Source organism: Marinobacter azerbaijanicus, assembly GCF_030250645.1.
In the GTDB taxonomy this organism is placed as follows: Bacteria; Pseudomonadota; Gammaproteobacteria; order Pseudomonadales; family Oleiphilaceae; genus Marinobacter; species Marinobacter azerbaijanicus.
The window spans coordinates 57,191-82,404 of record NZ_JASSVS010000009.1; the positions used below are offsets into that span (position 1 = coordinate 57,191).

Consider the following 25,214-nt stretch of genomic DNA (forward strand, 5'->3'; position numbering starts at 1 on the left):
GGATTCTACATATCGATGATAGCAGTTAGAGATCCGTGTCAGTGCAGTTTCAGGCGTGGATGCATGGCGCGGGTAATCCGGTCCATGAGCCAGATGACTCCGGTTCGCAGGAAGCCGTGCAGCGCTACCTGGTGCATACGGTACAGGGATACGTAGAAAAGCCGCGCCACCTTGCCTTCAATGTACATGCTGCGGCCGGAAAGATTGCCCATCAGATTGCCAACTGTTGTGTAGCGGCTGAAGTTGATCAGCGAGCCATGGTCGTTGTAAACGAAGGGCACAGCCTCCCCTCCCTGCAGACGGTTGCGCAGGGTTTTGAACAGTACATCTGCCTGTTGATGTGCTGCCTGGGCACGAGGGGGCACCGGACGATCGGAATCCGGTTGCGGGCATTCTGCGCAGTCACCGAAGGCAAAAATATCCGGATCGGTGGTGGATTCGAGCGTCTGATTGACCTTGATCTGGTTGCCGCGATTGGTCTCCAGGCCGTCAAGCTCTGCCAGGAACGCCGGAGCCTTGATGCCAGCGGCCCATATGGTCATCTCGGACACCAGCTCGGTGCCGTCCTTCATGACCAGACTGCCGCCGCGGATTTCACTCACCGGCTGACCGGTCATCACTCTGACATTCTGATGTTCCAGTTCACGGGTAGCAGCGGCCGATAGGCGCGCCGGAAGTGCCGGCAGAATTCGCTCGGCTGCCTCAATGACGGTAATGGACACATCCTCGGGTCGCAGGTGGTTCATACCGTAGACCGGCAGTTCGCGGGACGCCAGGCGCAGCTCGGCGGCCAGCTCCACGCCAGTGGCACCGGCACCTATAATGGTGATGGGTAGCTCATGGCCGTCACCGGAATAGGCCTCGTGATTCTTGCGCAGGAATGCATTGAGCATCAGTTTATGGAAGCGGCGTGCCTGGTTGAGGCTGTCAAGGAACAGGCAGTGCTCCTGGGCGCCCGGGGTGCCAAAATCATTGGCGTTACTGCCCACCGCGATCACCAGGGTGTCATAGCCAATATGACGTTCCGGCACGACTTCGTTGCCGTCCCCGTCAAGGAATGGGGCAATGACCACTTCCCTGGTCTCACGGTCGAGGCCGCTCATCCGTCCCAGCTGGAACTCATAATGGTGCTTGCGTGCATGGGCACGGTAGTTGATCTCGTTGGCGTTGGCGTCCAGCGAGCCGGAGGCTACCTCGTGAAGCAGGGGTTTCCAGACGTGTGTCAGGCCGGCGTCCACCAGGGTGATACGGGCCTTGCGCTTTTTTCCCAGTTTGTTACCCAGGCGGGTGACCAGTTCAAGGCCACCCGCGCCGCCGCCAACGACGACGATGTGATGCAGGTTTTCCATAACACGGGGTTCCTGAAGTGAAGATAGCCAAAAACTCTCGTTAAAAGCCCTTGGCTTTCCTCACTGCGGAATGATGATACGGGAGCGGCCAATGCTAACGCAGTGCCCTGGCAGGGCACAATTCGCCGTTAGTACCTATGCGGCTCCGGGATTTTGCCGGTGCCCGGTTCAGTGGCGGACGCGATAGTGGTCCAGAGTGGCCGCCATGTCTTCGGCAAGGCTGGTGACGTGTTCCGGGTGCGTCTCCCTCTGCGCAAACGAACGGAGGCCGATAAGCTGGGCCTGGAACAGTCTCGCCAGGCGTGCGCAGTCGGTATCCGCTGCCAGCTCACCCTGCATCTTTGCCTGCTCCAGAAGCTGGACGAGCGACTGCTCTACTGCATCAAGGATCGTGTTTGCCTGTTCTGCCATGGCGGAATTGGAGTTGCTGGCCTCGAGCAGGGTTTTCACAATCATGCATGCCCGTGACGGGGTTGCCTCACCGGGCTTCGACTGTTGGGCAATGCGACGCAGGTACCCCTGCAGGCCATCCAGTACCGACGAATATCCGGCCAGGTGCTCCCGGAGTTCAACGCCACCGCGCTCTGCGTAGGCGGCAAGAGCCTCCCTGAACAAACCGTCTTTGCTGCCGAAGGTAGCGTAAATGCTCCCCGGGCGCATATCCAGGGCCAGCTCGATCTGCTTCATGGAGGCCCCAGCAAAGCCCTTTTCCCAGAACAGGTTCATTGCCTTTTCCAGAGCAATCTGTCGATCATACCGAGCACTTCTGGCCATAGGTCACTACCCACTTACGGTGTTTGAAATATGTTCGATTATAACTTGAGTGAGCGCTCAAAAACAGATACGGTGGAAGTGTAATTGAGCGTTCACTCAAAAAGTAAGACTGGAGGAAAATTCTATGTCAGATTTCCCGGTTCACGATGTGGAATCCGCCCCGGAAAAATCCAAGCCGCTTCTGGAGAATTCCCTGAAGGGGTTCGGCATGATTCCCGGCCTGCACGCGGTCATGGCGGAAGCACCAGGCGTCCTTGAGGCCTATCAGACACTGCATCAGCTTGTGTTGGACAGCAGCTTCGACAACGAGGAGACAACGGTGGTCTGGCAGACTATCAACGTCGAGAATGCCTGCCATTACTGTGTACCCGCACACACCGGCATCGCCAAGATGATGGAGGTGTCGGATGACATCACCAATGCCCTGCGGGATGAAACGCCCCTCCCCAGCGACAAGCTGGAGGCGTTAAGAACCTTCACCCTGGCGGTGATGCGAAAGAGCGGGAATGTCAGCAAGGAGGATCTGGAGGCTTTCTATAGCGCCGGTTATAAACGCCGTCAGGTTCTGGAAGTGATCCTGGTGCTGTCCCAGAAGACCATGAGTAACTACATCAACCACATTGCGGAAACGCCGGTTGATGAGCCTTTCAAGAAGTTTGAATGGAAGAAGAACAGGTAACGGGACTTTTTCACCCCGGCTCCACGGGTGCGGCCTGGCCCGCATCCGTGGCCAGGATATTGGCCTGTCGCTGGCGCTTTTTCTGTAGCAGTTTGTCCACGCACTGATCCTCATCATTCAGAATGACCACACACTCAAGACACTGAATACACTCGTCGTAGTCGATACGCCCGTCCTTGTGGATGGCATTGATACCGCAACTGTTCTTGCAGTGCTGGCAGGGTTTGCCACAGAGCTCTACCCGATCCAGCCAGCTGAACAGGCGCAGCTTGCCGAGAACGGCCAGCCCCGCCCCCAGCGGACACAGATAGCGACAATAGAACTTGTGAATGAACATACCGATGACCAGCAGACCAACGGCGTAGACCACAAAGGGCCAGGAGCGAATAAAGAAGAGTGTGATACTGGTTTTGAACGGCTCCACTTCCACCAGTTTTTCCGCCAGTTCCAGTGAGTAGAAGGCCGTGCCCACCAGTACCAGAAGGATCGGGTACTTCAGCAGGATCAGCCGTCGGTGCCATTTCTCCGATACTTTCACCTGCCGGAATTTCAGCTTCTCCCCCAACCAGGCGGCCATTTCCTGCAGCGCACCGAAAGGGCACAGCCATCCACAGAACAGACCCCGGCCCCAGATAAACAGGGTGATGAACGTATAGGTCCACAGGATGAACAGAACAGGATCCATCAGGAAGACATTCAGGGAAAAGCCCTCCCAGATCGACAGGAACAGGGTGTAGATATTCACCACCGAAAGCTGGCCCTGGGCATAGAAACCAATAAAGAACAGGGTGAAGAAAAGGAAGGCCCAGCGGAAACGGTGCACCAACCTGGGGTGTCGGCTCAGTGTGCGCTGGCGGGCAAAAAAGACCGTCAGAACAGTCAGGCTGATTGCCAGGGCTGAAATGGTCAGCCAGCGCTCTTTCCAGAGCCCGATCCACACCGGCTGACGATTATCTTCCGGACGAGGGGCCACCTCGACAGTTTCGAACAGCTCGTCAGAAAAGCTCACCGGGATATCCAGTTCGGCGCTGTCTGCCACCAGATGGTTCTTGCGCAGTGTGACGCTCATTTTCAGGGTGGATTCGGCGCCGGGATTGAATCCGGCGTTGCCACCCACCCTGAACAGCGATGCCATTTCCACATCCGGCATACCCTCGGCGCTGAGACGTATGTCCTGATCGAACACGTTAATGTCGCGAATCTCCACCGCCAGGTTGTTCTGCTGCAGCCCGAGGCGGCCTGGTGAACTGCCCGGCGTGAAGTCTTCAGAAAGATGTGGATAAAGCCCCCGGGACATGACTGCCAATATCTGGGCATCCGGACCGATACGCTCCTTCAGTTGCGAAAAACCGTCGTCTCCCAGAAGGTTACGACCCACCATGGGCGCATTGATGTAGCCGAAAAACAGTTCCGTAAACGGTTCGCCGGGTTCAGGTTGCGGCATTTCAGGGTAGTCGGAAAGTGGAAGCCCGGTCTTGTGTTCGAACTCGTCGGGGCTGAGATGAAAGTGACCGACATACCCGCGATCAACAAGCTCTGACCACGACAGAGGCTCGTAAAAGCCTGCCCTGGCCTGTGTCGGCGCCTCCTGGGAAAACCCCTCCAGTTTTTCCCTGGCTACTTTCAGGGCGGAAGACAGAATAGTGTCGTTAATGATCAGTACTGAAACGGTCGCCTTGCTCACCCCGTCAAAGCGCACCACATTGCCGTCCGGATCCTTGCCGGAACGGCTGCCGGACGTACTGACTATGATCTGCTCTGTCAGCGAGCGGCCTTCATACTGGCTGATGAACTCGTACAGGGGCTCTTCGCCAAGCCCGTGGAGGAACACAGGCTCGTGATGGTTCAGGATGCGAACACCGGTAAAACGACCGCGGGTATCCAGGCCTATCAGCATACTGATGGGTTTGCCAGCAAAACCCTGAAGCCGACTCAGATCGAGGGATTCGTACGCGTAACCCAGCAACTCCTGGAGCTGATACACAGGATAGACCGGGTAGTCCGGCAACTTGTTCCGGATTTCCGTGGCCTTGGGGAACAGTTCCTGAATCATCGCCCGCCTGTCGTCGTCCAGCGCACCGTGAGTGGTGGAAAAAAAGCAGACAATGACCAACAGCAGCAACAGCCGCCCGGGCATAGCGTTTCTCCAGGTTTTCTTGTTATTGGTTGTTACAATCCTAGAGGTTTGCCGGCCTGGCACAATGCTACCTGCGGGCCAGGGGCTTGCTACTTTGTGAGGAGAAATAGTGGCGTAATGGCAGAGCTTGAAACGGCTCAGGTCAGGCGTGTGACCTTTGCCATAAGCCGGCGCCAGTCGATGGGTAGCCGCTTCTCCAGGGCCATCAGTGCCGGGTCTTTGCCATGCATTGCTTCGAACGGCTGCTTGCTGGCAAAAATCACCGTATTGTTGGTTTTGCTCTTGAACAGTAACAGTACTGCAAACTCACCTCTCAGCTGGCGGAACAGTGGCCCATCGGTGTCGGGTGTCCGGTGATAGTTGATTGAAAGCCAGCCGGTGTCGCTGAGAACCCGGCTGCATTGTCTGATAAACTCACGCTGGGTCTGGGTGGGGCTCATGCGGTCGGAGTTGTACATGTCCGCCAGGACCAGGTTGGTACTGCGGTCAGGCGCTTTGCCAAGGGCATCCCGGGCATCGCTGATTGTCACGGTGAGGTTTGCGGAGTCCGGCAGGCTGAAATACTCCCGCGCCACTTGCAGGACGCTTGGTCGCAACTCCACGGCATGGACCTGACAGCCGGGCAGGAGATGGAGCAGTGCGCTGGCCATCACACCTCCCCCCAGGCCCAGAACGGTCACATGCGAGGGCTGTGCGAAGGCGACCGGTAATAACATCGCACGGCTGTATTCATGAACAGGAAGATGAGGTGTGCGGCGGTCTATCTTGCTTTGCTCAAATACCGAATCAAAGGTCATCACCCGATGTTTGCGATAGTCAATCACCAGAATGCCACCGAGTGCGTCCCGGGTGTAATGGATAATCTCGCCTTTCAAGGTGGCTGTCCTCGTCTGATTTCCGCGCGGCTATTCTGGGCATTTTCCTGCGGCTACTCAAACAGGATGCCATGGCCGGAGCAATCCTGCCTATGAGTGTCCATGCGTTTGACGCCCTTGCCTGCCCCCTGGATGGTGATGCCCTGAGCCTTTCCCAGGCGTGCTGGCGCTGCCCGTCCGGCCACAGTTTCGATGTTGCCCGTCAGGGCTACCTCCATCTTTTACCGGTGCAGAACAAGCGCTCGCTGGACCCGGGTGACAGCAAAGCCATGGTGGCTGCCCGGCAGCGCTTTCTGAATGCCGGTTACTATCAGCCTGTTGCTGAAGCCGTTAACACCGCTGTCCTGCACGATATGCCCAGCCAAACCATCTCGTTGGCCTGCCTTGACGCCGGGTGCGGCGAGGGCTATTACCTGCGGCAACTGGCAGCGGCGGAAAGCGGGGTTCCCCTTTCACTGATGGGGCTGGATATTTCCAAATGGGCGACCCTTGCAGCCGCAAAACAGGATAAGCGGCCACGCTGGGTGGTGGGCAGCAACGCCAATATCCCGGTGTTGCCCGGCACCCTGGACCGACTGCTCTGCCTGTTTGGTTTTCCGGCCTATGCGGAATTTGCCCGTGTGCTGAAGCCCGGTGGGATTCTGGTCCAGGCAGATGCTGGCCCCGACCACCTGCGGGAACTGCGGGAGGTTATCTACCCTTCACTGAAGCCAGGGAAGCCGGCGGCTACAGAAGCGCCCCATGGGTTTTCCACACTGGATACGGAGACTGTCCGCTATCCACTGACTCTGGATAGCCAGGCTTCCATAGCCGACCTGCTGGCGATGACGCCGCATCTGTATCGGGCATCGGCGGAGGGTCGCGCCCGGGCAGAGGCACTCGAAACCCTGACCGTCACCGTCGAGGTGACGCTGCGACGTTTCGCCAACCAGGCAGGCGCTACTTTGACAGCAACCTGATGGTGTCTTCCGCGCCCATGGCTCTGGCCAGATCCAGGGCAGATTGACCGTCCCCGTCCTTCAGGGTTTTATCCGCGCCCGCCGCCAGCAGGCGCTCAGTCATCCCGACACGATTGAGCATGGCGGCCACCATCAGCGCCGTCCTGCCTCCCGCTGGCCGGCTGTCGACCCCCGCACCGGCTTCCAGTAGCAGGTTCACGATATCCCTATCGTCACGATGGACCGCGCTGGTCAATGGGGTCTGCAACTGATCATTGGACAGGTTGGGGTCTGCGCCTTTATCCAGCAGCAGGCGAGCAGTGTCCTGGTGGCCGTTGCTGCAGGCCAGTTTCAGCAGGCTGTCACCGGTATTGGTGCGTATATCTACGGGCACGCCGGCCTCAAGCATGACATTGAGAGGGCCCGTGCCACCATTGCGGGCCAGTTCAAAAAGCCCCTGGGCAAAGGCAATGGCGTCCTCGTCCTGCTGGTTATCGGGCTCCTGGGGCCCGTCCGACTTGTTGTCGCTCATGGTATTCCTGTGATTTTCCGCGAAATTAAGCCAAACCCTACCACGCCTGAGGCAGACAGCGAATTGGACCTGGGTACGGTATGGTTCTGGACAGACCCACGACACCACTGTTAAAAACGTTGTATAAGGTAACCAACAAGCATCAAGGGTACAGGAGGACAGGACAGTGAAAATCAAGGTTCGAGGTATTGAAGAAGGCCAGCCGGTGCCGGAGAAGTTTGCGTTTGGCGTATACAGCGAACAGGACCACATGAGCTTCGGCCCCAATCGCAACCCTGAGGTGACCTGGGAAGACGTACCGGACGGTACCAAGAGTTTTGTGGTTATGATGTTTGACCCGGATGTGCCCAGCGTTGCAGACGACGTCAATCAGGAAGGCAAGACGGTTTCGAAGGATATTCCACGAGTGGATTTCTTCCACTGGCTGCTGGTGGATATTCCTGCCTCTACTTCCCGCATCCCCGAGGGCGAAGACAGTGATGGCGTGATTCCCAAGGGTAAGGAGCCCGGCCCCGGCCCTATCGGGATTCGTGGCGTGAACAACTACACCCAGTTCCTGGCTGGCAATCCGGACATGGCCGGCACCTACGCCGGTTACGATGGTCCCTGCCCGCCCTGGAATGATGAGATCATTCACCACTACCACTACGAAGTGCATGCCCTGGATGTGGACAGCCTTGGTCTTGACGGTGAATTTGATGGTGCTGCGGTGCGTGAAGCCATGGCGGGCCATGTACTGGCAAGTGATCGGGTAACCGGTACCTACACACTGAACCCGGATCTGCGTTAATGCCAACAGCCCGATGACGATACCTTCCAGCTTGCCCTTCAGGCTGGGTATGGCGGCAGCCGTCGCCCTGCTGATGGCGTTGCTCTGGCTGGTACTGCGGGAATTGGGTATGCCTGCAAGCCTGTCTCCTGCTGCCCTGTCGGTTTGGTTGAACGGGCAGGGTGTCTGGGGGCCTGTGTTTCTGTTTCTGATGATGGTGCTGGCAGTGGTGGTGGGGCCAATACCGACCCTGCCTGTCAGCGCCGCATCGGGTCTTGCCTTTGGCATGCTCACGGGCACGCTGTTGGCTGCGGTGGGCGCTTTGACCGGTGCCATGATTGCGTTCTTCGTGGCCCGGGTACTGGGCCGGGAAATACTGCGGGAAAAGCTCTCGAGTCACCCGGTCTTTGCCTCGGACGGGTCCCAGCGCCTGCTGTTCTGGACGGTATTCCTGACCCGCCTGATTCCACTATTCTCCTTTGCCCTGATCAGCTATGCCGCTGGGGTGACCGCTATTCATGGGTGGCGGTTTGCCGTGGCTTCCCTGCTGGGTATGCTGCCGATGACGTTCGTGTTCGCGGGGCTGGGGAATACCTTTGAACTGAATCCGACGTTGACCGTGTCTGCCGCGGCGTTGGTGCTGGTGGTGATGAGCGCCCTCCCATGGTACCTGAGCCGTAAACCACACTCCCGCCTAGCCCGTTGGATCAACCTCTACAGACAGCCCTGAGAACCTTCCGCTGATTTGAAATGTCTTTGGGCAATCAAGTTTTGCATTATAGAATGCGAATCGTTAGCATTTGCGTCTCATTAATTTGAGTTAAGGTCTGTTGCCAACAGTGGTACAGGCGAAATGCATTAACGATTCGAGACCTGCGTATGAAAACCCTGGAGTCACGTTCCCTGCTGCTGGCCTTGGCCATGGCGGTTCCCGGTACTGCCCTTGCACAACCCGATACCAACACCCTGTCAAATCAGAACGTCAAAAGTCTCCCCGGCCTTGTTATCAGCGCCACCCGTAACAAAAGTACGGCCGGCGAGACTCCGCATAAAACAACGATCATCACCCGTGAGCAGATCGAACAGCAGCAGGCCATTTCCAGCGATCCGGGCCAGGTTCTGAGCAACCTGATCCCCTCGTATTCACCCGGACGTCAGAAGCTGTCCAATGCCGGGGAAACCTTCCGTGGCCGGTCGCCCCTGTTTCTTGTGGATGGTGTGCCCCAGAGTAATCCATTGCGGGATAGTGCGCGGGACAGTTACACCATTGACCTGGATATGGTTGAACGTATCGAGGTGATTCATGGTGCCAGTGCCGAGCATGGTCTGGGAGCAACCGGTGGCATCATCAACTTTGTCACCCGCAAACCCGAGAGTGGTCGGGTTTCCCAGTCTGTATCCGCGAGCGTCAGCACAGACGACGATGTGGATTCCGATGGCCAGGGTTACAAGGTTGGTTACCGGGTCAGCGGTCAGCAGGAGCGCTGGGACTATCTGCTGGGCGGGAATTTCCAGGAGCGCGGCATCTTCTACGATGGCAAAGATCGCCTGGTTGGCGTTGCCTACCCGGGAGAGATCCAGAACTCGGAAAGCTACGACGTTCTTGCCAAGCTGGGCTACTGGCTGGATGATGACCAGAACGTGGAGTTTTTCGTCAATCGTTTTGAGCTCGAAGGCAAGGGCGGTTACGTGCCGGTAGCCGGCGACCGCGATAAAGGCGTACCCACTACTGCAAGGCCGGGTATTCCCGACGGAGAGCCCGGATACAACAAAGTCACTACCGCCCGTCTTTCCTACTCTCATGGGGATTGGCTGGGCAACCAGATCGATACCCAGCTCTACAGCCAGACCTTCCGCGCACAGTTTGGGACCACCCCCTACTTTCCCTATGAGGACAGTAACGGCAACACTCAGTTCGATCAGACCCGCAACGAATCCGATAAGCTGGGTGCCAAATTCACCCTGACCCGGGATGGCCTGTTGAATGATCACCTGACTCTCACAACAGGGCTGGACGTACTCGAAGATGAAACCCGCCAGATGTTGGTGGAAACCGGACGAACCTATGTCCCCAAGTCGCGCTTCCGCAATTACGCGGCCTTTGTACAGGGCGATGTCGCCGTGACCGACCGTTTGATGCTGCAAGCCGGTGTTCGCCATGAACAGGCGGAGCTCGAGGTCGACACATACAACACTATTGATCGCAGCAATGTCACCCAGGACAACGTCACCGTACAGGGCGGCAACCCGGACTTCGAGGAAACCCTGTTCAACGCCGGTATTATCTTCCAGGCGACCGACCACATGCAGCTGTTTGCCAACTATTCCGAAGGCTTTGGCATGCCGGATGTCGGTCGTGTGTTGAGGGGTATCAGTGATCCCGGGCAGGATGTCGATAACCTGTTGGAGCTGGAGCCCATTGTGACCGACAACCGGGAGTTGGGTGCTCGTTTCGACTGGGATCGTTACCACCTCGAGGTGAGCTACTACGAGTCGGATTCGGATTTCGGTGAGCGCCTGACCGAGGAGAATGGCACCTGGGTCGGAAAGCGCGAAAAAACCGAGATCAAGGGTGTGGAAATTACCGCCGATGCGGATATGAACGAGGCGCACAACCTTGCGTTCTCCTACACCTATGCGTCTGGTAAATCTGATACCGATGGTGATGGGGGTGTCGACAAGAAGCTGACAGGTATCAACATTGCACCTGAAACCTTTCGGTTGAGCTGGTCTGCGGCCTGGACACAGGCACTGTCGAGCCACCTGCAGTTCAGCCAGTTCCTGGATCGTGATATCGAAGGTGACGACAAGGACTTCGATGGCTACGCATTACTGGACGGCTCCATGGCTTACCAGACACGAGCTGGAAAATTCTCTCTGGGTGTTGAGAATCTGCTGGATAGAGACTATTTCACGTACTACTCCCAGTCTGCCCGGGTCAGTGATCAGTATTATTTTCAGGGCCGTGGCCGCACTGTCACCCTCGGTTATCAGCTCGACTTCTGACTAATCCCCACTCCACAGCCCGGCGCCTTTGCCCCGGGCTGTGCTCTCATCCCGGCTCGTGCCTGAGCCGGTACAGCAGGTACACAAAAAACGGCGCGCCGATACCGGCGACGAAGACGCCTGCCGGCAGATCCCTGGGTATGAAGACCACCCGTCCGATCCAGTCCGCGTACAGAAGAATCAGCGCACCGATGAGTGCTGCAATCGGTAACAGGCCTGTGTGGCCACTTGTGACCAGCCGTCGAGCCATATGTGGTGCTATCAGGCCGATAAAACCGACTGCGCCGGCATAGGCAACAGCGGAACCGGCGAGGGCAACCGCCAGTACCAGAAACAACAGGCGATGGCCCTGCAAGGCGCTGCCGAGACCTCGAGCCATGTCTTCCCCCATTGACTGGGCGTCCAGATGTCGTAGTTTGATGAGCGCAAGAGGCAAGCAAACCGCCAGCCAGGGTGTCAGCGCCGTCACGTCGTGCCATTGTGAGGCGTAGAGACTTCCTGTCAGCCAAATATAGGCGTTCATGGCGGTGGAGTCGGGACTGAGTACTAACAGGAGAGTGGTAACCGCCGTCAGTGCCGCTGCCAGCCCGACACCTACCAGCACCAGCCTGGCAGGGCTGATACCACGGTGCCAGGCCAGGGCGGTAATGCACAGGGCTACGGTGAAGGCACCTCCCATGGCAACCGGCGCCAGTAGTAATGAAGTACCGGTGATGCCACCCAGCCAGAGAAACAGAACAGCCGCTGCAGAGGCGCCGCTGGTAATGCCAATGACGTCTGGAGAGGCAAGCGGGTTTCTTACCAGGCCCTGCAGAATCAGACCAGCCGAGCCCAACGCAGCCCCCACCAGGATGGCCATGATCACCCTCGGCAGGCGGATTTCCAGAATGATCAGTGCCAGGTCTGACCGCGCAGGGGCGGCCAGCGTGCCCAGGACATCCATAAATGAGGTTGGATGGCTGCCGGAGGCCAGAGCCAGAATACTGCTTATGGCCAGCAGTGCGGTCAGAGCCAGCGTCATCTTCAGCACTCTGATATTCAGTTTTAGCGAGTAACGGTCGCCGGGCGTTCTCAGGACAAGTGAGCGGGTCATGACAGCTGCCTTACTTGCCGGGCGAGATAAAGGAACAGCGGTGTGCCAAGCAGGGCGGTCATCACCCCCACCGGAACTTCCTGGGGCGGGATGATCATCCGCGCCACAGTGTCGGCGGCCAGCAGCAGTGTGGCGCCGAGGATGGCGGACATGGGCAACAGCCAGCGGTGATCGGTGCCGAAAATTCCACGGGCCATATGTGGCACGATCAGGCCAACAAACCCGATCAGCCCGGCCATGGCCACGGATGTGCCCGCCAGCACGATAACAGTTAGGCCGACCAACAGGCGTATCTGCCCCACCCTCAGGCCCAGGCCGCGAATTACCTCGTCATCCAGCCCCAACAGGTTCAGTTGCCGGGATAACAGCAGCGCCACAAGCAGGGCCAGGCCGAAGCCCGGCAGGAGTGGAACTATGGTGGCCAGCTCGCGACCGGACACGGACCCAGCCAGCCAGAACAGGATGCTCTCGAAGCGATTCTGGTTGAGGATCAACAACCCTTGAGCAAAGGATACAAACAGGGCGGTGACGGCCACCCCGGCGAGAACCGTGCGCACCGGAGAGATACCGCGCCCCGCCTCCTGACCCAGGAAGTAGACCAGAAAAGCAGCGGTAGCCGCCCCGGTAAAAGCGGCCCAGACCAATTCTGAGGGTGAGGTCAGTGAAAACAGTGTGGCGCCCACCACTACGAAGAACATCGCCCCGGCGTTTACGCCCAGAATACCGGGGGAGGCCAACGGGTTACGGGTGAGTGTCTGCATCAGCACGCCGGCAATGGCCAGGCCCGCGCCCACGATCAGAGCGGTCACAGTGCGTGAAAAACGTTCGGTGCGGATAACCAGGTGTTCCAGCGAGCCGGGGTCGTAATCCAGGCAGCTTGCGATAAGCATATCCAGCGAGACCGGTATGTTGCCAAACACCAGGCTGGATGCCATGGCCACCACGAAAAAAGTCAGGCAGAGCAGGGCCCCTGACGTTCTTGCCAGCAGTGAGGTCAGCATTGTGTGCACCCCTGGCGGTCGGGCTGCTCCAGATTGTAGTGCCGGTAGAGTTCATCAAGCATCCGGTTGGCGGCGATGATGCCGGCACCCATGTTCCAGGTCACCGGGTCCACCTGGTAGACATCATCTTGGCGGACCGCCTGAAGGTTCTTCCAGAGGGGGTGGCTGGACCAGGCCCCGTAGGTGCGCAGCACCGCCGGGTCGTCTTCCATGAAGATAAAGACTGCCTCCGCATCCATTGCGGGGATGCTCTCCTGGCTGGTGAGCTTTATGCCCCAGCCTGCCTTGCGGTGACTTTCCGGAGCAGTAAACCCCAGTTCATCAAGGATCGCACGGGCGAAACCGCCGTAGTAGATTCGGACATGATCCGCCCGGAAACTCAGTATCGCGACCTCCTGGGGCCATTGCTCGCCCAGTTTGCGCTGGATCCTGGCCCTGAAATCCTCCACCCGGGCCCGCCACTGCGCCAGCAGTGCGTCACCACGCGCCACACGACCGGTCGCTTTTGCCATCAGCTCAAGCAGTGCCTTGAAGTCGTAGACGTTACCAGGAATGACGGTGGGGGCGATGCGGTCCAACAGCGGGTAGATAGTGCGGTGGCGGTTGCTGGCCCCGACAATCAGGTCCGGTGACAGCCAGGCAATGCGTTCCAGGTTTGGCTGGGTTTCAAGTCCAAGGTAGGTGACCTCTCCCAGATCCTGCCGCAGATAATAGTACATGGGCTTTTCGGTCCAGGCTTCCACCACGCCGACTGGTTCAATGCCCAGCGCCACGGCGGTATCGGTGGCACCCTGATAGAGCGAAACAATACGTGCAGGGCTGCCCTGGATGCTTGCGCTGCCGAGGGCATGTTCCACCACGGTGGGGGAACCATTGGCACTGGCTGTCGGGGGGCAGGCCAGCAAGGTGGTGATCAGAATGAGGCCAGTGTAGCGGAGCATCATGGCAAATCCGGTTGATTGACGATCGGTACGACGTGCCGATTTGATAATGAGAATGGGAGATAATATCATTTGGCTACACTCAAATGCGACGCCAACATGCCCCTCAACCGACATTCTCCAATACCCGAATCCGGCGACCTGCCCCGATTGCGCGGCGAAGGCCTTTGCGCAGGATACAATGGCCGGCAGGTGCTGGCGGACGTGGACTTCACGGTGCAGGATGGCAGTGTCACTGTTCTGCTCGGGCCCAACGGCTCTGGCAAATCCACCCTGCTCAAAACCCTGGCAAGAACCCTGACTCCCGATGCCGGCCAGGTGATTCTGGATGGCACCGATATCCATCGACAATCCACCAGAGCCGTGGCGCAGCGCCTGGGGATACTGCCCCAGAGTCCCTCTGCACCGGATGGCCTGACCGTCAGGGAACTGGTAGGGCTCGGTCGTTTCCCCTATCAGAGCCTGATGCGCCAGTGGTCCAGATATGACGAAGCCGCCGTTGAAGAGGCCATGGCTGTGGCGGATGTGGCCGCCTTCGCGGAACGACCGGTGGATGCTCTCAGTGGCGGCCAGCGCCAGCGTTGCTGGATTGCCATGGTACTGGCCCAGGAAACGGAGCTGTTGCTACTGGATGAACCCACCACCTTCCTTGACCTGAAAGTACAGGTGGATCTTCTCGAGCTGTTGGTTTCCCTGGCTCACCAGAAGGGAAGGACACTGCTTGTGGTGCTCCATGACCTGAACCTAGCCGCGGCTTATGCCGATCGGCTGGTAATGATGAAGGCGGGCAGGATCATGCACGACGGCACACCGGAGGCGGTTTTTACGGCAGACAACCTTAAACAGGTGTTTGATCTTGATGCCCAGGTTATCCCCGAACCCGTAGCGGGCCGACCGGTCTGTGTGCCTGTCAAGCGGACCCGGTCAGGTAGCGCTGCCCGGTCGCAGGCGGCAGCCGTATGAAGGCTGCCGCTCACCGGTTCTGTTCCGTTGAAAGCGCTCAGGCTGGTGACCCCCTCGCCGGCACCGCCGCCCATGCTGCCAGCAACCTGCTGATTAGTTGGCCGCGACCGAAGTGGTCCCGCAGTCTGCGAACCGCCCGGGACATGGACGACGATTTGGCCGGACGGATAAATCGTCTTGCGGCCAGTGGGCGGCGGGTGAATCTGATTGACCAGCGCGGTCGCCCGGCTTCCCGCCATCGGATCTACCTGCTGCCCGAAGGGCGCTGTTTTGATGTGCCCCGTGACGAGCTGACGGCGTTTCTGAGGGATCTGGAATCCGGTGATGATTTGTCGCGATGGTCTGGTGCGGCCATCACCAAATCGCTGGTGCTGTGCTGCACCCACGGTCGCAAGGACAAGTGCTGCGCCAAATTTGGTTATGCGGCCTACCAGGAGCTCGCCTCAACAGTCACGGACCGGAAGCTTCCGTTTGACGTATGGGAAAGCTCCCATCTGGGGGGATGCCGGCTAGCTGCCAGCGTGATGGTGTTTCCCGCCATGCGCAAATATGGCCGGGTGGCGCCAGAACAGGTGTTGCCCCTGCTTCAGCACGAGGCTGAGGGCATGCCCTACCTGCCCTGCTACCGGGGCCAGTCGCTGCTGACGCCGGCGCAACAGTGTGCCGAGATCGCGGCGCTGGAGTGGCTGGAAGCGAGGAGTATCAGCGCCAGGCTTTCAGTGATGGCCGAATCCGACGGAAGTGAGGGTGGCGATGTCACCGTCCAGGTTCACTGGCATGGGGATGATACGTCAGGGGGGCTGGTAGCACAGTGCGGAACCACGGAACTAATGCGTGTGGATACCTGCGCCGATCTGGATGAAGGGCCCACGACATCAATGTGCTGGGTGGTAAAAAACATCAGGCCGCTTTGATAGCGGCCTGATGTCTGGTTTCTACCAATCCCCTGTTTACCAATCCACACCGTAGGTCAGCATGACGGTGCGACCTGGTGCGGTGGTGTATTGGGTGTCGAAATTGTAGATCTGCGAAATCACCGGGAAGTAGTCTTCGTTCAGCAGGTTGCTGATTGCCAGGGTGATGTCGCCATTACCGGTCCGCCACTGGCTGGTCAGGTCCAGCACGGTGAAGGACTCCACTTCACCTACCCCGAATCCGCTGCCACTGAAGCGGTCCCGGTCACCCACCACCATGGCTTGCAGGCGATTGGTCCAGCGCGCTGTGGTGTCGTGTTCCACGTAGCCGGTTACCTTGAGTGGAGGGATGCGGTTGCCGGCCAGGTAGGTGTCGTAACTGCCGTTATCGTCCGAGTCCACCTTGCCTTCCAGCCAGGTGAAGGTACCACCAGTGCTCAGGTCACTCGTGGGATAGACATTGAGTTCCGCTTCGAACCCATAGATGCGTTCAGGACTTCTGAGCACCGGGATGGGTTCGTCGGCGTTGGCGGCTGCCAGGCTGGTGCCGAGATCTGACTCACTGTAGAACAGGGCCAGTGCGAGATCGGCACGATCCCATACCGCCTCGGTGCCAAGTTCATAATTGTCGACAACTTGAGGTTCAGGACGAATCTGCTCAAGTGAGGTGCCTTCCTGGGGCTGGCGCAGCGTGCGGCCAATCTCGGGCACGGTGAAACCCTGGGAAAAGCTGGCGGTAGCCGCCCAGACATCGTTAACCTGGTATCGGGCACCAGTATTGAACACAGTTTCGCTGTATTCCAGCTCGCCGCCTTCGACATCCGCACCAAAGACTGTGGTGTAGTCGTCTACTTCAAACCAGAATTTTTCGTATCGGACACCGGCATTGACGGTCCATTTTGAATCCAGCCGGAGTTCCGCCTGCAGGAAAGGCGCTACGCTGTTCTGGTCCATCTCTGGCACGAAGGTTCGTCCGTCCTCCAGTGGCTGTGAGGTGGTTTCCATCAGGGTATCCAGTCCCCAGAGCAGTTTGGCTCCGGACATAACGTCAAACGGCGTTTCAAAATCGAGGCGTGAGCCAATGCGCTCGGATTCGGTCAGTGACTGGCCACCACCGGGGTAGAAAGTCGCGAAGTAGCCGAAACGAGTCATATAGTCACGATAGTAAAATTGTGCCCCCAGCGAGGTGTCACCGAACAGCTGACGATCACTGTAGGTCAGGTTCACATTCAGGTTTTCGGTGCCCTGGTCCTTGCCGCCCGGGTCGCCTTTCACGGCGCGGGTCTTCTGCTCGCCATACACGCCAGGCTGGAGGACATAGTTGGTGTCCTGTTTGATGTCGTAGTAGCTGGTGGTCAGTTCCAACCGTTTGTCGGCATCCAGATCAAAGCCGAGCTTGGCCAGAAGATCGAACTCGCGGGAGTCGGCAATACCGCCCTGGCCGTTCGGGTCTGGTGGGATGCGGTCGCCATCGGCATCGAAGAAATTCGACCGCTTCTCATAGGCGCCACGGAACTGGTAGTCAAAGTCACCGGAGCCGCCGGTCACACTCTGGGACAGCCCGAACTGCTCGCTGTCCTTGATGTGCTCGGTTGAGAAACCGCCTTTCAGTTCAGTGCGGTACAGAGGTGCGCCTTTTTCGTTCTTGCGGGTGATGATGTTGATAATGCCACCGGTACCGCCGAAACCGTAAACACCATTTGAGCCCCTGATAACCTCGATGCGCTCAATGGATGACGGGTCGATGGAGTTCAATGAATGCAGCCCGTCACGAAGGCTGATGGTCTGGGGAATACCGTCAATCAGAACAAACAGATTTCGGCCCCGCAGGGTCTGGGCAACGGTGGTTAAACCGTGGGTAGAAGGCGACAGGCCGGGAACGGTCTTGGCCAGGATATCGCCAAGATTACCACCCAGAGAGGACTGCCTGTCGATAGCGTCGCGGTCGACAACAGTGACGGCACCGGGGTTTACATTCAGGGAGTCAAGGCCACGTGTGGCAGTGACTTCAAGGGTACCAAGCGATTGTGGAACCGGATCAGAGCCTTCCTGTGCTGTGGCAGTTGAAGCGCATCCAAGCGCAAGGATCATTGGAACACCTAGTCTATAGATTGGTAGCGGCATGATGGGACACCTGGTGGTTGGTCTCACTAAGAATGCGGAATCTAAACTAAATGTAATCGATTATCAATACGAGTAAAGGTGTAACAAGTTCCCCGTTGGCGTGTCAGGGGTGTTGAAAAGCAAACCTTACACAGCGATCCCTTAAGTAAACGGAGGCATTAGTGATCAAGCCCGGACTGCTTATCCCGTACCTGATGGTATTTGGATGGTTCCTGCCGGTGGCGGCAGTTGCGGATGAGGTTCTGTTCGAGCCATACCAACGATTATTGACACAGCACCTGACCGAAGCCACAACCCCTGGTGACGGCCTGGTATCAGCTTTTGACTATGAAAGCGCCCTGGAAGCACCCCAGACAGGCGACCTGTTGTCGGCGCAACGTGAACTGTTCGCAGAAGTCGATATCGGTGTCCTGGAGGGAAGGGCAGAATCCGTTGCCTTCTGGATAAACGCCTACAATTTCTTCATGCTCGAACAGATTTTGACGGAACGGCCCGATGGAGAGCTTGTTGCGTCGGTCTGGGACTATGGCGGACGTGTAAATCCCTTTGTGGATAGTGTCTTCGACCGCAAGAAATTCGTGATAGGTGGGCAGGAATACAGCCTCAACCAGATGGAAAAAGAGATCTTGCTGGGCGAGGAGTACGCGGACAAAGGCTGGAAGGACGCGCGCGTCCATTTTGCGGTTAACTGTGCCTCCGTTGGCTGTCCGCCTTTACGGGAAGCTGTCTACACTGCCGACAACCTAGAGCAATTGCTGGCGGAAAATACCCGCCGGGCTTTCAATACCGCACGCCACCTGAAAGTTAAGGAGGATGTTCTCCATGTCACAGAACTGTTCAAGTGGTATGAAGAGGACTTTGCAGAGGCCGCCGGTTCAGGGAAAGCCTTCATAAAGGAATGGGCGGATTCATCTGTTGCTGATCGGGTTGTAGAGACATCGGCGATGAAGTTCATTGATTATGACTGGGCTCTGAATAAGCCGGCAAACTTCCCGGAATTCCGTTAGAAGAAAAAACAATAGAAAACCGCCTATGCATTCCGGTTCATTGGTTTCATAATGATCGTTCAAAAATGAGCGCAGAGGAGCAATGTCATGGGCCGTTTATTAGCGATTGTTCTGGTCTTTGCCAGTTCGCTGGCAATGGCCAAAGGTGGCGAAACACCGCCTCTGGTGGATGCTGTCTGGCTGAACGAGAATCTTGACCGGGACAACCTGGTGGTACTGGATGTGCGTTCCGCTATTGATAACGGTGGCGATCGCAGCAGCTTTCAGAAAGCTCACATTCCCGGCTCTATCTACAGTAGTTATACCGGCGATGGCTGGCGGGAAAGCCGGGATGGTGTCGTCGGCTTGTTGCCTCCGGTAGCCAGTCTGGAACGCCTGATTGGTGGTCTGGGCATTGGCAATGACGATACCGTGGTGATTGTGCCTGCGGGCACTGGCGCGACAGACTTTGGCAGTGCCGCCCGGGTGTACTGGACTTTCCGGGTATTGGGTCATGATGATGTGACCATTCTCAATGGTGGTTCCGCTGGCTGGAAGGCCCAGGGATTCGATATTGCCAGTGGTGATGGTGTGCGGCCCGCTGTTACCGAATTCGAGGGTAAACTCCAGCAACACCTGATCGCCTCACTGGAAGAAGTGGAGGAAGCCAGAGGCACTCAGGCCCAGTTGGTGGACGCCCGCCCGTCGGACTATTTCCGGGGTGAGAACCAGTCGCCGGCAGCGAGGGTGCCAGGCACCATACCCGATTCACGCAGCCTGCCCCACGTGGATTTTCTGGGTGAGCGCGATCAGGCCTGGTATCTCAATGAAGACAGCATCACCGCTCAGGTAAACGAGGCTGAGCTGAATCCCGGTACCCGTACCATCGCCTTCTGTAATACTGGTCATTGGGCCGCCACGGACTGGTTTGTGCTGAGTGAGCTGGCCGGGTTTGAAGAGGTTGCCCTCTATGATGGTTCCATGGCGGAGTGGTCCCAGGATAGCGACCGCCCCGTGCAGGTGGCCAAGAAGGGTCTTGCCAGACTCCTGAACCTGTTTAACTGACATCAAGTGGACACGTAATGGTTGATTCCGCAGTTCTCCAGCCCGGGCTTCAGCAGCCCGGCTGGCAGGTGGACCGTTTTATCGTATCAACCGCGCTGGTGGGATTTGCTCTCCTGGGCGGACTCATCTGGCTGGAAACCGCCCCGTTCATGGTGGCACTGTTTGTGATCGGCACAGTGCTGGGCATGGCGCTGTATCACGGTGCTTTCGGTTTTACCGCCGGCTGGCGCAATCTGGTGGTCAAGAAACGCGGCGCCGGCATGCGCGCCCAGTTGCTGCTGTTCGGGGTAACCTCACTGATCATGGTCCCTATGCTTCACAGTGGCCAGACCGGTCTTGTGGGCGCGGTCGCGCCGGTGGGTACGTCCCTGGTGGTTGGCTCCTTCCTCTTTGGTATCGGCATGCAGCTGGGTGGGGGGTGCGGCTCTGGCACGCTGTTCACCGTGGGGGCCGGCAACATTCGTATGGTGGTTACGCTGGTGTTCTTTATTGCCGGTGCCGTTCTCGGTTCCATCCATCTGCCCTGGTGGCTGGATCAGCCCGGGTTTGACCCGGTGCCGCTGGTCAGCAGTTTCGGTATCAGCGGCGCCATTCTTGTTCAGTTTGTCGGCCTCGGGCTGATCGCCTGGTGGGTCAACCGCATTGAGCGTAAAGCCCATGGCAATGTCGAGCGGGATGAACTGCTGTGGAAAAGTCAGGGGCACGGGGTATTCCGAACCCTGATCAGTGGCCGCTGGCCCTTCACCTGGGCGATACTGATCCTGGCTGCCGGCAACGCGCTGACCCTGGCCATCGGCGGCGCGCCCTGGAGCATTACTTTCGCGTTCAACGTCTGGGGCGCCAAAGCCCTGGAGGTGGTTGGCGTGAATATGTCCCAGTTCGAGTTCTGGACCTGGGACTATCCGGCCATGGCGCTGAAAGACTCCGTGCTGACCAATATCCCATCGGTCATGAACTTCGGGCTTCTGCTTGGCGCCATGCTGGCGGCGGGCCTGGCCAACCGCTTTAACGAGGCCAGTCGCAACCGCCCGGAAGGTCGCCAGTTCCTGGCTGCCGTTGTGGGTGGCCTGCTGTTGGGGTACGGCGCCCGGCTGGGCTTCGGCTGCAATATCGGGGCGCTGTTTTCCGGTATTGCCTCTGCCAGCCTGCACGCCTGGGTCTGGTTTGCCAGCGCATTTGTCGGCTCGCTGATCGGTATTGGGCTGCGGCCGTGGTTCCGGTTGCCCAACTGATGTGGGAGGAAACGATGGAGCGACCCTACAGCCGCGCCCGCATTCTGGTGATGCTGGGGATCATTCTGGCGCTGATTATGGCGGATCACCTGCGCAGCCCCACCTTTGCGTTCAACTCAGGTCAGGGTAACGTGGAGACAGCGTTGAGCCTGCGCGATGAAACCGCCTGTGCCCCCTGCGGGGCACCGTGTCCCTCAACACGGGATTGATGGGTTCTGATACTGACGTACAAGCCGGTATAACCGGCGGGAGAGACAGCTGATGAACAAGGTATGTGTTGTGATGGGTGTTGGCCCGGGCAATGGTGAGGCCTTTGTGCGGCGATTCAGCGATGAAGGTTTTCAGGTAGCCATGCTGGCCCGCAGCGAAGATTATCTGAAGCAGCTGGAACAATCGATCGACGGTACCCGCGCCTTTGTCTGTGACATGATGGAACCGGAGCAGATTGCTGCTGTGCTGGCCGCCATTGAGCGCGAGCTCGGGCCGGTGTCGGTGATGCTGTATAACGCCGGTGGAGGGGTCTTCAAAAGCGTGGAAGAGGCCAGCATGGAGGAATTCGAAGCCAACTGGCGCCTCAATGTTCGAGGCCTGGTGGCGGCCACCAAAGCTGTCCTACCGCAACTGCGCCAGCATGACACCGCCAGCATTATCGTTACCAGTGCTTCCGCGGCAACACGGGGCAGGGCCAACACTGCACCCTTTGCCTCTGCCAAGGCGGCCCAGCGCAGCCTGGCCCAGTCACTGGCACGCCAGCTGGGGCCGGAGAAAATCCATGTGGCGAACGTCGTGATTGACGGTGTGGTGGACCTGCCGCGCACGCGGGCGTTGCTTCCGGACAAGCCGGACGACTTTTTTGTCCAGCCCTCGGCCGTCGCCGATGCGGTCTGGACCCTATGCCAGCAGGACCCTTCTGCCTGGACTTTTGAACTGGATATCCGGCCGTTCGGGGAAAGCTGGTAGCGTTGTTATAGCGCCAATATTTTTTTGGTGTCCGCTAGTGGGCAACAATCTCGCCGGTCATGCCGGCCTGCTTGTGCCCGGGAACATTACAGAAAAACGCCAGCTTCCCATTTTCAGGGGCGGTCACGGTCAAGGTATCCGTATCTCCGGTCTGAATGGTTTCGGTTTTCATTCCATCGCCGGCAATATGCAGGTTGTGGCTGAGGCTGCCCTCGTTGATCAGCTTTATTTCCACCCTGGAGCCAGGCGCTACCTCAATTCTCGATGGCTCAAAGGTGAACTCTTTCGCCACCACCTCTACGGTCCTGGTATCACCATCCTTATGCTGATGGGCAGAAACCGCGCCAGGGCTCGCTGCCAGTGCACCAGCCACCAATAGCGCTATATACGAAAACATGCCAAAGAGTTTCATGGGACTCACCTCGATAATGGGCGTTTTACAGACGGAGCCGGGCAAGAGCCCGGACCGTCATTTGAGGACTGACGGGTCTGGAATCAGAGCCTCTCTACCTCATCCTGTTCGAACATGATGTGCAGGAATGGCTGATTCTTACCGTTGGGCAGCTCGAAGGCAGTGGGAACAGGTGAAAATACCGGCCCCTTACTGGTGCCCTTGATAGGTGGCATCATCAGGTGAGTGTGGTGCTCCTGCCCTCCTATATGACGCTCCTCTGGCGCCAACGGCAGATCCCCGGTGTGGACCAGTTCGTAGTCCTTGTTCCGTACCACTTCGGAGGTCATCAGGTGCATTACGCGATGATCGTCCACCAGCTCGCCGTTGATGTGTAGTTCCCCTACACCCCAGAGGGCAGCGACGGTATCGACTTTTGGCATTAGCGGGCTACCTGTGCCGTTGGTACCGTGGTGAACCGAGTCCAGCATCACGCCCCCCTCGGTTTGATAACCGGGAAATGGCGGCTTGACCACATGGTCCAGCACCACTCGGTATTCGTTACCCTGGGGGTCCAGAAATTCCGCCGTAAACTCTGCCGTGTCCGGCGTTTGGCCGGGCTTGCCTGGCGGGTCGGTTTTCACCATGTCGGTGAAAGTGGCTTCGAAGCTGCCCTGAATAATCCGCGCATCGTTGGAAAACGGCGTTGGCTGGGCGAATACGTAATCACCGTCGGGCGTTACCTTTCGGGCCTTCTCCGGGGCAGCCACCATAATCGGAACCTGCTTTAAAAGCTCCGGAACGGTTGCCGGCCCCTTGGCCTGCGTTGCTGCCTTAATCTTGGGCTCAAGGAGCATCTTCGGATTATCCGGCGTGCCAAAAGTTTCGCGGTCCAGTTTTCGGGGCCCAGGTAAAACCCAGTAGGTCACTTTGCCCTCTTCCTGTGTAACCCGCGTTTCGGCAAGCGGTTTCGATGTTTTTTCTCCGGAGTTCCCGGAATAGGCGCAACCTGCAAGAAACGCCGATGCCACCATTGCAGCCAGTGGCAGGGTGACAAAATTGGGTTTGCTGTTGGATTTGCTCATGAAAAACATGGTTGTCTTTCCTCCCGTTGTTACCTTGGAGTGAGCAGCCGCAATCTGCGATCTACGGCCCATGATATTGCCTGCCTTAAGCAGGTTTTATGATAGTGACACTTACCTCTGGCCAGTGTTACAAGTGAATGTAGCTCATGGAAAACGGGTAGTCGTCTAAAGCGCCAGGTGGCCATCGCCCCGGGCGGCGATTGCGGCGAACTGGCGGATTTCCTTCGCCAGTCTCTGGTGATTTTTCAACCCGGTTTGCCATTCTTCCGGCACGTCATGGCTGCCCGCTGCCAGTAACAGTCCCAGCACCATGCCCCGATGCACGCTGTCGCCTCCGGCCTCTGCATTGGCCCTGAGCGTGCCGATGAAATCACAATTCTGCTGATTGCCGAGCGCCGCCATTAGCGGTAGCGCCTGTTCGATATAGCACGCGGTTGCGAAGTACTCCGGGTTTTGCGCTGCGGCGCTCTTGCTCAGAAAGCTCATGTGCAGGCGCCAGATTTCATCCGCGGGAATATTGCCCGGGCCATCGTGGTCACGATATGCTTGGAACAGTGCCTGGCCTGAGACAGCCGGCGCCGGGAGCTGCTGGAGCAACTCCCTGAAGATGGTTTCCGGGGCTTCACCGTTCACCAGTCGTAGTAAGGCAGGCACCAGCAGGCTAAGGCCGCTACTGACCATTTCCGAGCGATGGGTCAGTTGCTGGTGGCCAAGTGCCATGCCAGTGGCCAGATAGGGGTTGCCCGGGTCCAGCAATGCCAGTACCAGTGGTCTTACCAGCCCGCCAACACTGCCGATGGACCATACGCGGCGCTGATGTTCGGCGCAGTTTTCCGGTGCTTCCCCCAGGCTGTAATGCTCGAACCAGCGCCGCAGGTAAATTTCGGTGTAAGGGTCCCTGTTGTCACGGGGTTGGGTCATATACCGGATAAAATCGTCCAGAAACCCGTCCTGGCTGTAACCGCTCCGGTTGATGATGGAGCGCATCAGCACACGGATCAGCCCCGCACCGAGGGTGGATTCCCCCGCCTCAAGGCGGTGGTGATAATGCATGCGCTTATCCAGAGCGGCGGTTGCGTTGCCATGCTCCCCGTCACGGTCTTCAAGCGAGAAGCCGAAGTCACTATAGGTGGTGTGGTAAAAGCGGGCATGCTGATGGAGGATGTCGTAGTTCCGCCCGGCGGCCCTCGCCTTCTCTACGTCCGGCTGATAGCCCATGCCCAGCATGAAAGCGTCCGGATGGGGATGGGGGGCTGGGTAGTAGCGGTCTATGCCTCCGGGGAACTGTTTGCGGATATTCTCTGGGGAATAGAACCAGTGCACCGGCATCGCCAGTGCATCACCGATGAAAGCGCCCCAGAGGGCATTTTCAATTCGCTGGACAACGGAGTGGCTCATTC

The 25,214-nt window shown here is 58.2% G+C and carries 24 protein-coding genes; 12 read left to right on the forward strand and 12 right to left on the reverse strand.

All coding sequences use genetic code 11. The features are described from left to right. Positions 1 to 38: 38 nt before the first annotated feature. Together QPM17_RS16430 and QPM17_RS16435 are read right to left on the reverse strand one after the other, a co-directional pair. A complete protein-coding gene (locus QPM17_RS16430) occupies positions 39 to 1,349 on the reverse strand; it encodes an NAD(P)/FAD-dependent oxidoreductase (RefSeq protein ID WP_285392002.1) in 1,311 nt (436 codons plus the stop codon). 168 nt (positions 1,350 to 1,517) lie between these two features. Further along, the gene (locus QPM17_RS16435; RefSeq protein WP_285392003.1) at positions 1,518 to 2,123 is read right to left on the reverse strand and encodes a TetR/AcrR family transcriptional regulator; all 606 of its coding nucleotides are present in this window, start codon (positions 2,121 to 2,123) and stop codon (positions 1,518 to 1,520) included. A gap of 124 nt (positions 2,124 to 2,247) precedes the next feature. Between QPM17_RS16435 and QPM17_RS16440 the strand changes: the two genes are divergently transcribed. Then, positions 2,248 to 2,802, forward strand: a complete 555-nt coding sequence (locus tag QPM17_RS16440) for a carboxymuconolactone decarboxylase family protein (RefSeq protein WP_285392004.1) — start codon at positions 2,248 to 2,250, stop codon at positions 2,800 to 2,802. 10 nt (positions 2,803 to 2,812) lie between these two features. Here the strand turns inward: QPM17_RS16440 and QPM17_RS16445 are convergent, their stop codons facing one another. Continuing rightward, positions 2,813 to 4,939: a NosR/NirI family protein gene (locus QPM17_RS16445; RefSeq protein ID WP_285392005.1), complete on the reverse strand. Its 2,127-nt coding sequence runs from the start codon at positions 4,937 to 4,939 to the stop codon at positions 2,813 to 2,815. A 137-nt stretch (positions 4,940 to 5,076) separates the two neighbouring features. Beyond that, positions 5,077 to 5,814 carry a spermidine synthase gene (locus tag QPM17_RS16450; RefSeq protein ID WP_285392006.1) on the reverse strand — a complete coding sequence of 246 codons (738 nt, stop codon included), beginning with the start codon at positions 5,812 to 5,814 and terminating at the stop codon, positions 5,077 to 5,079. Positions 5,815 to 5,906: 92 nt separating this feature from the next. Between QPM17_RS16450 and QPM17_RS16455 the strand changes: the two genes are divergently transcribed. After that, on the forward strand, positions 5,907 to 6,773 hold the full coding sequence (locus QPM17_RS16455; RefSeq protein WP_285392007.1) for a putative RNA methyltransferase: 867 nt from the start codon (positions 5,907 to 5,909) through the stop codon (positions 6,771 to 6,773). Here QPM17_RS16455 and QPM17_RS16460 read toward each other — a convergent pair. Further along, entirely contained in the window at positions 6,754 to 7,284 is a 531-nt protein-coding gene (locus QPM17_RS16460; protein WP_285392008.1) for an ankyrin repeat domain-containing protein, read from the reverse strand. The two genes, QPM17_RS16455 and QPM17_RS16460, sit on opposite strands and share 20 nt — an antisense overlap. A 166-nt stretch (positions 7,285 to 7,450) precedes the next feature. Between QPM17_RS16460 and QPM17_RS16465 the strand changes: the two genes are divergently transcribed. The 3 genes from QPM17_RS16465 (at position 7,451) to QPM17_RS16475 (ending at position 11,059) form a co-directional block, all read left to right on the forward strand. Further along, entirely contained in the window at positions 7,451 to 8,074 is a 624-nt protein-coding gene (locus tag QPM17_RS16465; RefSeq protein ID WP_285392009.1) for a YbhB/YbcL family Raf kinase inhibitor-like protein, read from the forward strand. A 13-nt stretch (positions 8,075 to 8,087) separates the two neighbouring features. After that, the gene (locus QPM17_RS16470; RefSeq protein WP_285392010.1) at positions 8,088 to 8,783 is read left to right on the forward strand and encodes a TVP38/TMEM64 family protein; all 696 of its coding nucleotides are present in this window, start codon (positions 8,088 to 8,090) and stop codon (positions 8,781 to 8,783) included. A gap of 149 nt (positions 8,784 to 8,932) precedes the next feature. Continuing rightward, positions 8,933 to 11,059 carry a TonB-dependent receptor gene (locus QPM17_RS16475; protein WP_285392011.1) on the forward strand — a complete coding sequence of 709 codons (2,127 nt, stop codon included), beginning with the start codon at positions 8,933 to 8,935 and terminating at the stop codon, positions 11,057 to 11,059. A 46-nt stretch (positions 11,060 to 11,105) separates the two neighbouring features. Here the strand turns inward: QPM17_RS16475 and QPM17_RS16480 are convergent, their stop codons facing one another. The 3 genes from QPM17_RS16480 to QPM17_RS16490 are packed head-to-tail and all read right to left on the reverse strand — an operon-like array spanning position 11,106 to position 14,097. Continuing rightward, complete coding sequence (locus QPM17_RS16480) at positions 11,106 to 12,152, reverse strand: FecCD family ABC transporter permease (protein ID WP_285392013.1); 1,047 nt, start codon at positions 12,150 to 12,152, stop codon at positions 11,106 to 11,108. Beyond that, a complete protein-coding gene (locus QPM17_RS16485; RefSeq protein ID WP_285392014.1) occupies positions 12,149 to 13,153 on the reverse strand; it encodes a FecCD family ABC transporter permease in 1,005 nt (334 codons plus the stop codon). The genes QPM17_RS16480 and QPM17_RS16485 overlap by 4 nt, the downstream gene beginning before the upstream one ends. Continuing rightward, positions 13,147 to 14,097, reverse strand: coding sequence for an ABC transporter substrate-binding protein (locus QPM17_RS16490; RefSeq protein ID WP_285392015.1), 951 nt, complete (start codon positions 14,095 to 14,097; stop codon positions 13,147 to 13,149). The genes QPM17_RS16485 and QPM17_RS16490 overlap by 7 nt, the downstream gene beginning before the upstream one ends. A gap of 138 nt (positions 14,098 to 14,235) precedes the next feature. Between QPM17_RS16490 and QPM17_RS16495 the strand changes: the two genes are divergently transcribed. Together QPM17_RS16495 and QPM17_RS16500 are read left to right on the forward strand one after the other, a co-directional pair. Then, positions 14,236 to 15,057: an ABC transporter ATP-binding protein gene (locus tag QPM17_RS16495; protein ID WP_422732779.1), complete on the forward strand. Its 822-nt coding sequence runs from the start codon at positions 14,236 to 14,238 to the stop codon at positions 15,055 to 15,057. Further along, positions 15,054 to 15,971, forward strand: a complete 918-nt coding sequence (locus QPM17_RS16500) for a sucrase ferredoxin (protein ID WP_285392016.1) — start codon at positions 15,054 to 15,056, stop codon at positions 15,969 to 15,971. Before QPM17_RS16495 ends, QPM17_RS16500 begins: the two co-directional genes overlap by 4 nt. Before the next feature lie 36 nt (positions 15,972 to 16,007). Here QPM17_RS16500 and QPM17_RS16505 read toward each other — a convergent pair whose 3' ends face one another. Beyond that, positions 16,008 to 18,062 carry a TonB-dependent receptor gene (locus QPM17_RS16505; protein WP_285392017.1) on the reverse strand — a complete coding sequence of 685 codons (2,055 nt, stop codon included), beginning with the start codon at positions 18,060 to 18,062 and terminating at the stop codon, positions 16,008 to 16,010. Positions 18,063 to 18,256: 194 nt separating this feature from the next. Between QPM17_RS16505 and QPM17_RS16510 the strand changes: the two genes are divergently transcribed. From QPM17_RS16510 to QPM17_RS16530, 5 genes are all read left to right on the forward strand, one after another. Next, complete coding sequence (locus QPM17_RS16510) at positions 18,257 to 19,102, forward strand: DUF547 domain-containing protein (RefSeq protein ID WP_285392018.1); 846 nt, start codon at positions 18,257 to 18,259, stop codon at positions 19,100 to 19,102. 87 nt (positions 19,103 to 19,189) lie between these two features. Further along, positions 19,190 to 20,146 (forward strand): sulfurtransferase, encoded by a 957-nt coding sequence (locus tag QPM17_RS16515; RefSeq protein ID WP_285392019.1) that lies wholly within the window; start codon positions 19,190 to 19,192, stop codon positions 20,144 to 20,146. 17 nt (positions 20,147 to 20,163) lie between these two features. Further along, positions 20,164 to 21,378: a YeeE/YedE family protein gene (locus tag QPM17_RS16520; protein ID WP_285392021.1), complete on the forward strand. Its 1,215-nt coding sequence runs from the start codon at positions 20,164 to 20,166 to the stop codon at positions 21,376 to 21,378. A 14-nt stretch (positions 21,379 to 21,392) separates the two neighbouring features. Next, positions 21,393 to 21,587, forward strand: coding sequence for a hypothetical protein (locus QPM17_RS16525; protein ID WP_285392022.1), 195 nt, complete (start codon positions 21,393 to 21,395; stop codon positions 21,585 to 21,587). 52 nt (positions 21,588 to 21,639) lie between these two features. After that, positions 21,640 to 22,338 carry an SDR family NAD(P)-dependent oxidoreductase gene (locus tag QPM17_RS16530; RefSeq protein ID WP_285392023.1) on the forward strand — a complete coding sequence of 233 codons (699 nt, stop codon included), beginning with the start codon at positions 21,640 to 21,642 and terminating at the stop codon, positions 22,336 to 22,338. A 34-nt stretch (positions 22,339 to 22,372) separates the two neighbouring features. Here the strand turns inward: QPM17_RS16530 and QPM17_RS16535 are convergent, their stop codons facing one another. From QPM17_RS16535 to QPM17_RS16545, 3 genes are all read right to left on the reverse strand, one after another. After that, positions 22,373 to 22,750 carry a cupredoxin domain-containing protein gene (locus QPM17_RS16535; RefSeq protein ID WP_285392024.1) on the reverse strand — a complete coding sequence of 126 codons (378 nt, stop codon included), beginning with the start codon at positions 22,748 to 22,750 and terminating at the stop codon, positions 22,373 to 22,375. 83 nt (positions 22,751 to 22,833) lie between these two features. Next, on the reverse strand, positions 22,834 to 23,823 hold the full coding sequence (locus QPM17_RS16540; RefSeq protein WP_285392025.1) for a hypothetical protein: 990 nt from the start codon (positions 23,821 to 23,823) through the stop codon (positions 22,834 to 22,836). A gap of 156 nt (positions 23,824 to 23,979) precedes the next feature. After that, positions 23,980 to 25,212, reverse strand: a complete 1,233-nt coding sequence (locus QPM17_RS16545; protein ID WP_285392026.1) for an ADP-ribosylglycohydrolase family protein — start codon at positions 25,210 to 25,212, stop codon at positions 23,980 to 23,982. Between the last annotated feature and the right edge of the window lie 2 nt (positions 25,213 to 25,214).

Excerpts from the sequence above, each read along its gene's own strand:
- QPM17_RS16445 (WP_285392005.1), bottom strand. The coding sequence starts at position 4,939 with ATGCCCGGGCGGCTGTTGCTGCTGTTGGTCATTGTCTGCTTTTTTTCC.
- QPM17_RS16490 (WP_285392015.1), bottom strand. The coding sequence starts at position 14,097 with ATGATGCTCCGCTACACTGGCCTCATTCTGATCACCACCTTGCTGGCC.
- QPM17_RS16540 (WP_285392025.1), bottom strand. The coding sequence starts at position 23,823 with ATGTTTTTCATGAGCAAATCCAACAGCAAACCCAATTTTGTCACCCTG.
- QPM17_RS16500 (WP_285392016.1), top strand. The coding sequence starts at position 15,054 with ATGAAGGCTGCCGCTCACCGGTTCTGTTCCGTTGAAAGCGCTCAGGCT.
- QPM17_RS16535 (WP_285392024.1), bottom strand. The coding sequence starts at position 22,750 with ATGAAACTCTTTGGCATGTTTTCGTATATAGCGCTATTGGTGGCTGGT.
- QPM17_RS16485 (WP_285392014.1), bottom strand. The coding sequence starts at position 13,153 with ATGCTGACCTCACTGCTGGCAAGAACGTCAGGGGCCCTGCTCTGCCTG.
- QPM17_RS16460 (WP_285392008.1), bottom strand. The coding sequence starts at position 7,284 with ATGAGCGACAACAAGTCGGACGGGCCCCAGGAGCCCGATAACCAGCAG.
- QPM17_RS16525 (WP_285392022.1), top strand. The coding sequence starts at position 21,393 with ATGGAGCGACCCTACAGCCGCGCCCGCATTCTGGTGATGCTGGGGATC.
- QPM17_RS16435 (WP_285392003.1), bottom strand. The coding sequence starts at position 2,123 with ATGGCCAGAAGTGCTCGGTATGATCGACAGATTGCTCTGGAAAAGGCA.
- QPM17_RS16505 (WP_285392017.1), bottom strand. The coding sequence starts at position 18,062 with ATGATCCTTGCGCTTGGATGCGCTTCAACTGCCACAGCACAGGAAGGC.
- QPM17_RS16520 (WP_285392021.1), top strand. The coding sequence starts at position 20,164 with ATGGTTGATTCCGCAGTTCTCCAGCCCGGGCTTCAGCAGCCCGGCTGG.
- QPM17_RS16430 (WP_285392002.1), bottom strand. The coding sequence starts at position 1,349 with ATGGAAAACCTGCATCACATCGTCGTCGTTGGCGGCGGCGCGGGTGGC.
- QPM17_RS16480 (WP_285392013.1), bottom strand. The coding sequence starts at position 12,152 with ATGACCCGCTCACTTGTCCTGAGAACGCCCGGCGACCGTTACTCGCTA.
- QPM17_RS16545 (WP_285392026.1), bottom strand. The coding sequence starts at position 25,212 with ATGAGCCACTCCGTTGTCCAGCGAATTGAAAATGCCCTCTGGGGCGCT.
- QPM17_RS16470 (WP_285392010.1), top strand. The coding sequence starts at position 8,088 with ATGACGATACCTTCCAGCTTGCCCTTCAGGCTGGGTATGGCGGCAGCC.
- QPM17_RS16515 (WP_285392019.1), top strand. The coding sequence starts at position 19,190 with ATGGGCCGTTTATTAGCGATTGTTCTGGTCTTTGCCAGTTCGCTGGCA.
- QPM17_RS16440 (WP_285392004.1), top strand. The coding sequence starts at position 2,248 with ATGTCAGATTTCCCGGTTCACGATGTGGAATCCGCCCCGGAAAAATCC.
- QPM17_RS16530 (WP_285392023.1), top strand. The coding sequence starts at position 21,640 with ATGAACAAGGTATGTGTTGTGATGGGTGTTGGCCCGGGCAATGGTGAG.
- QPM17_RS16455 (WP_285392007.1), top strand. The coding sequence starts at position 5,907 with ATGAGTGTCCATGCGTTTGACGCCCTTGCCTGCCCCCTGGATGGTGAT.
- QPM17_RS16475 (WP_285392011.1), top strand. The coding sequence starts at position 8,933 with ATGAAAACCCTGGAGTCACGTTCCCTGCTGCTGGCCTTGGCCATGGCG.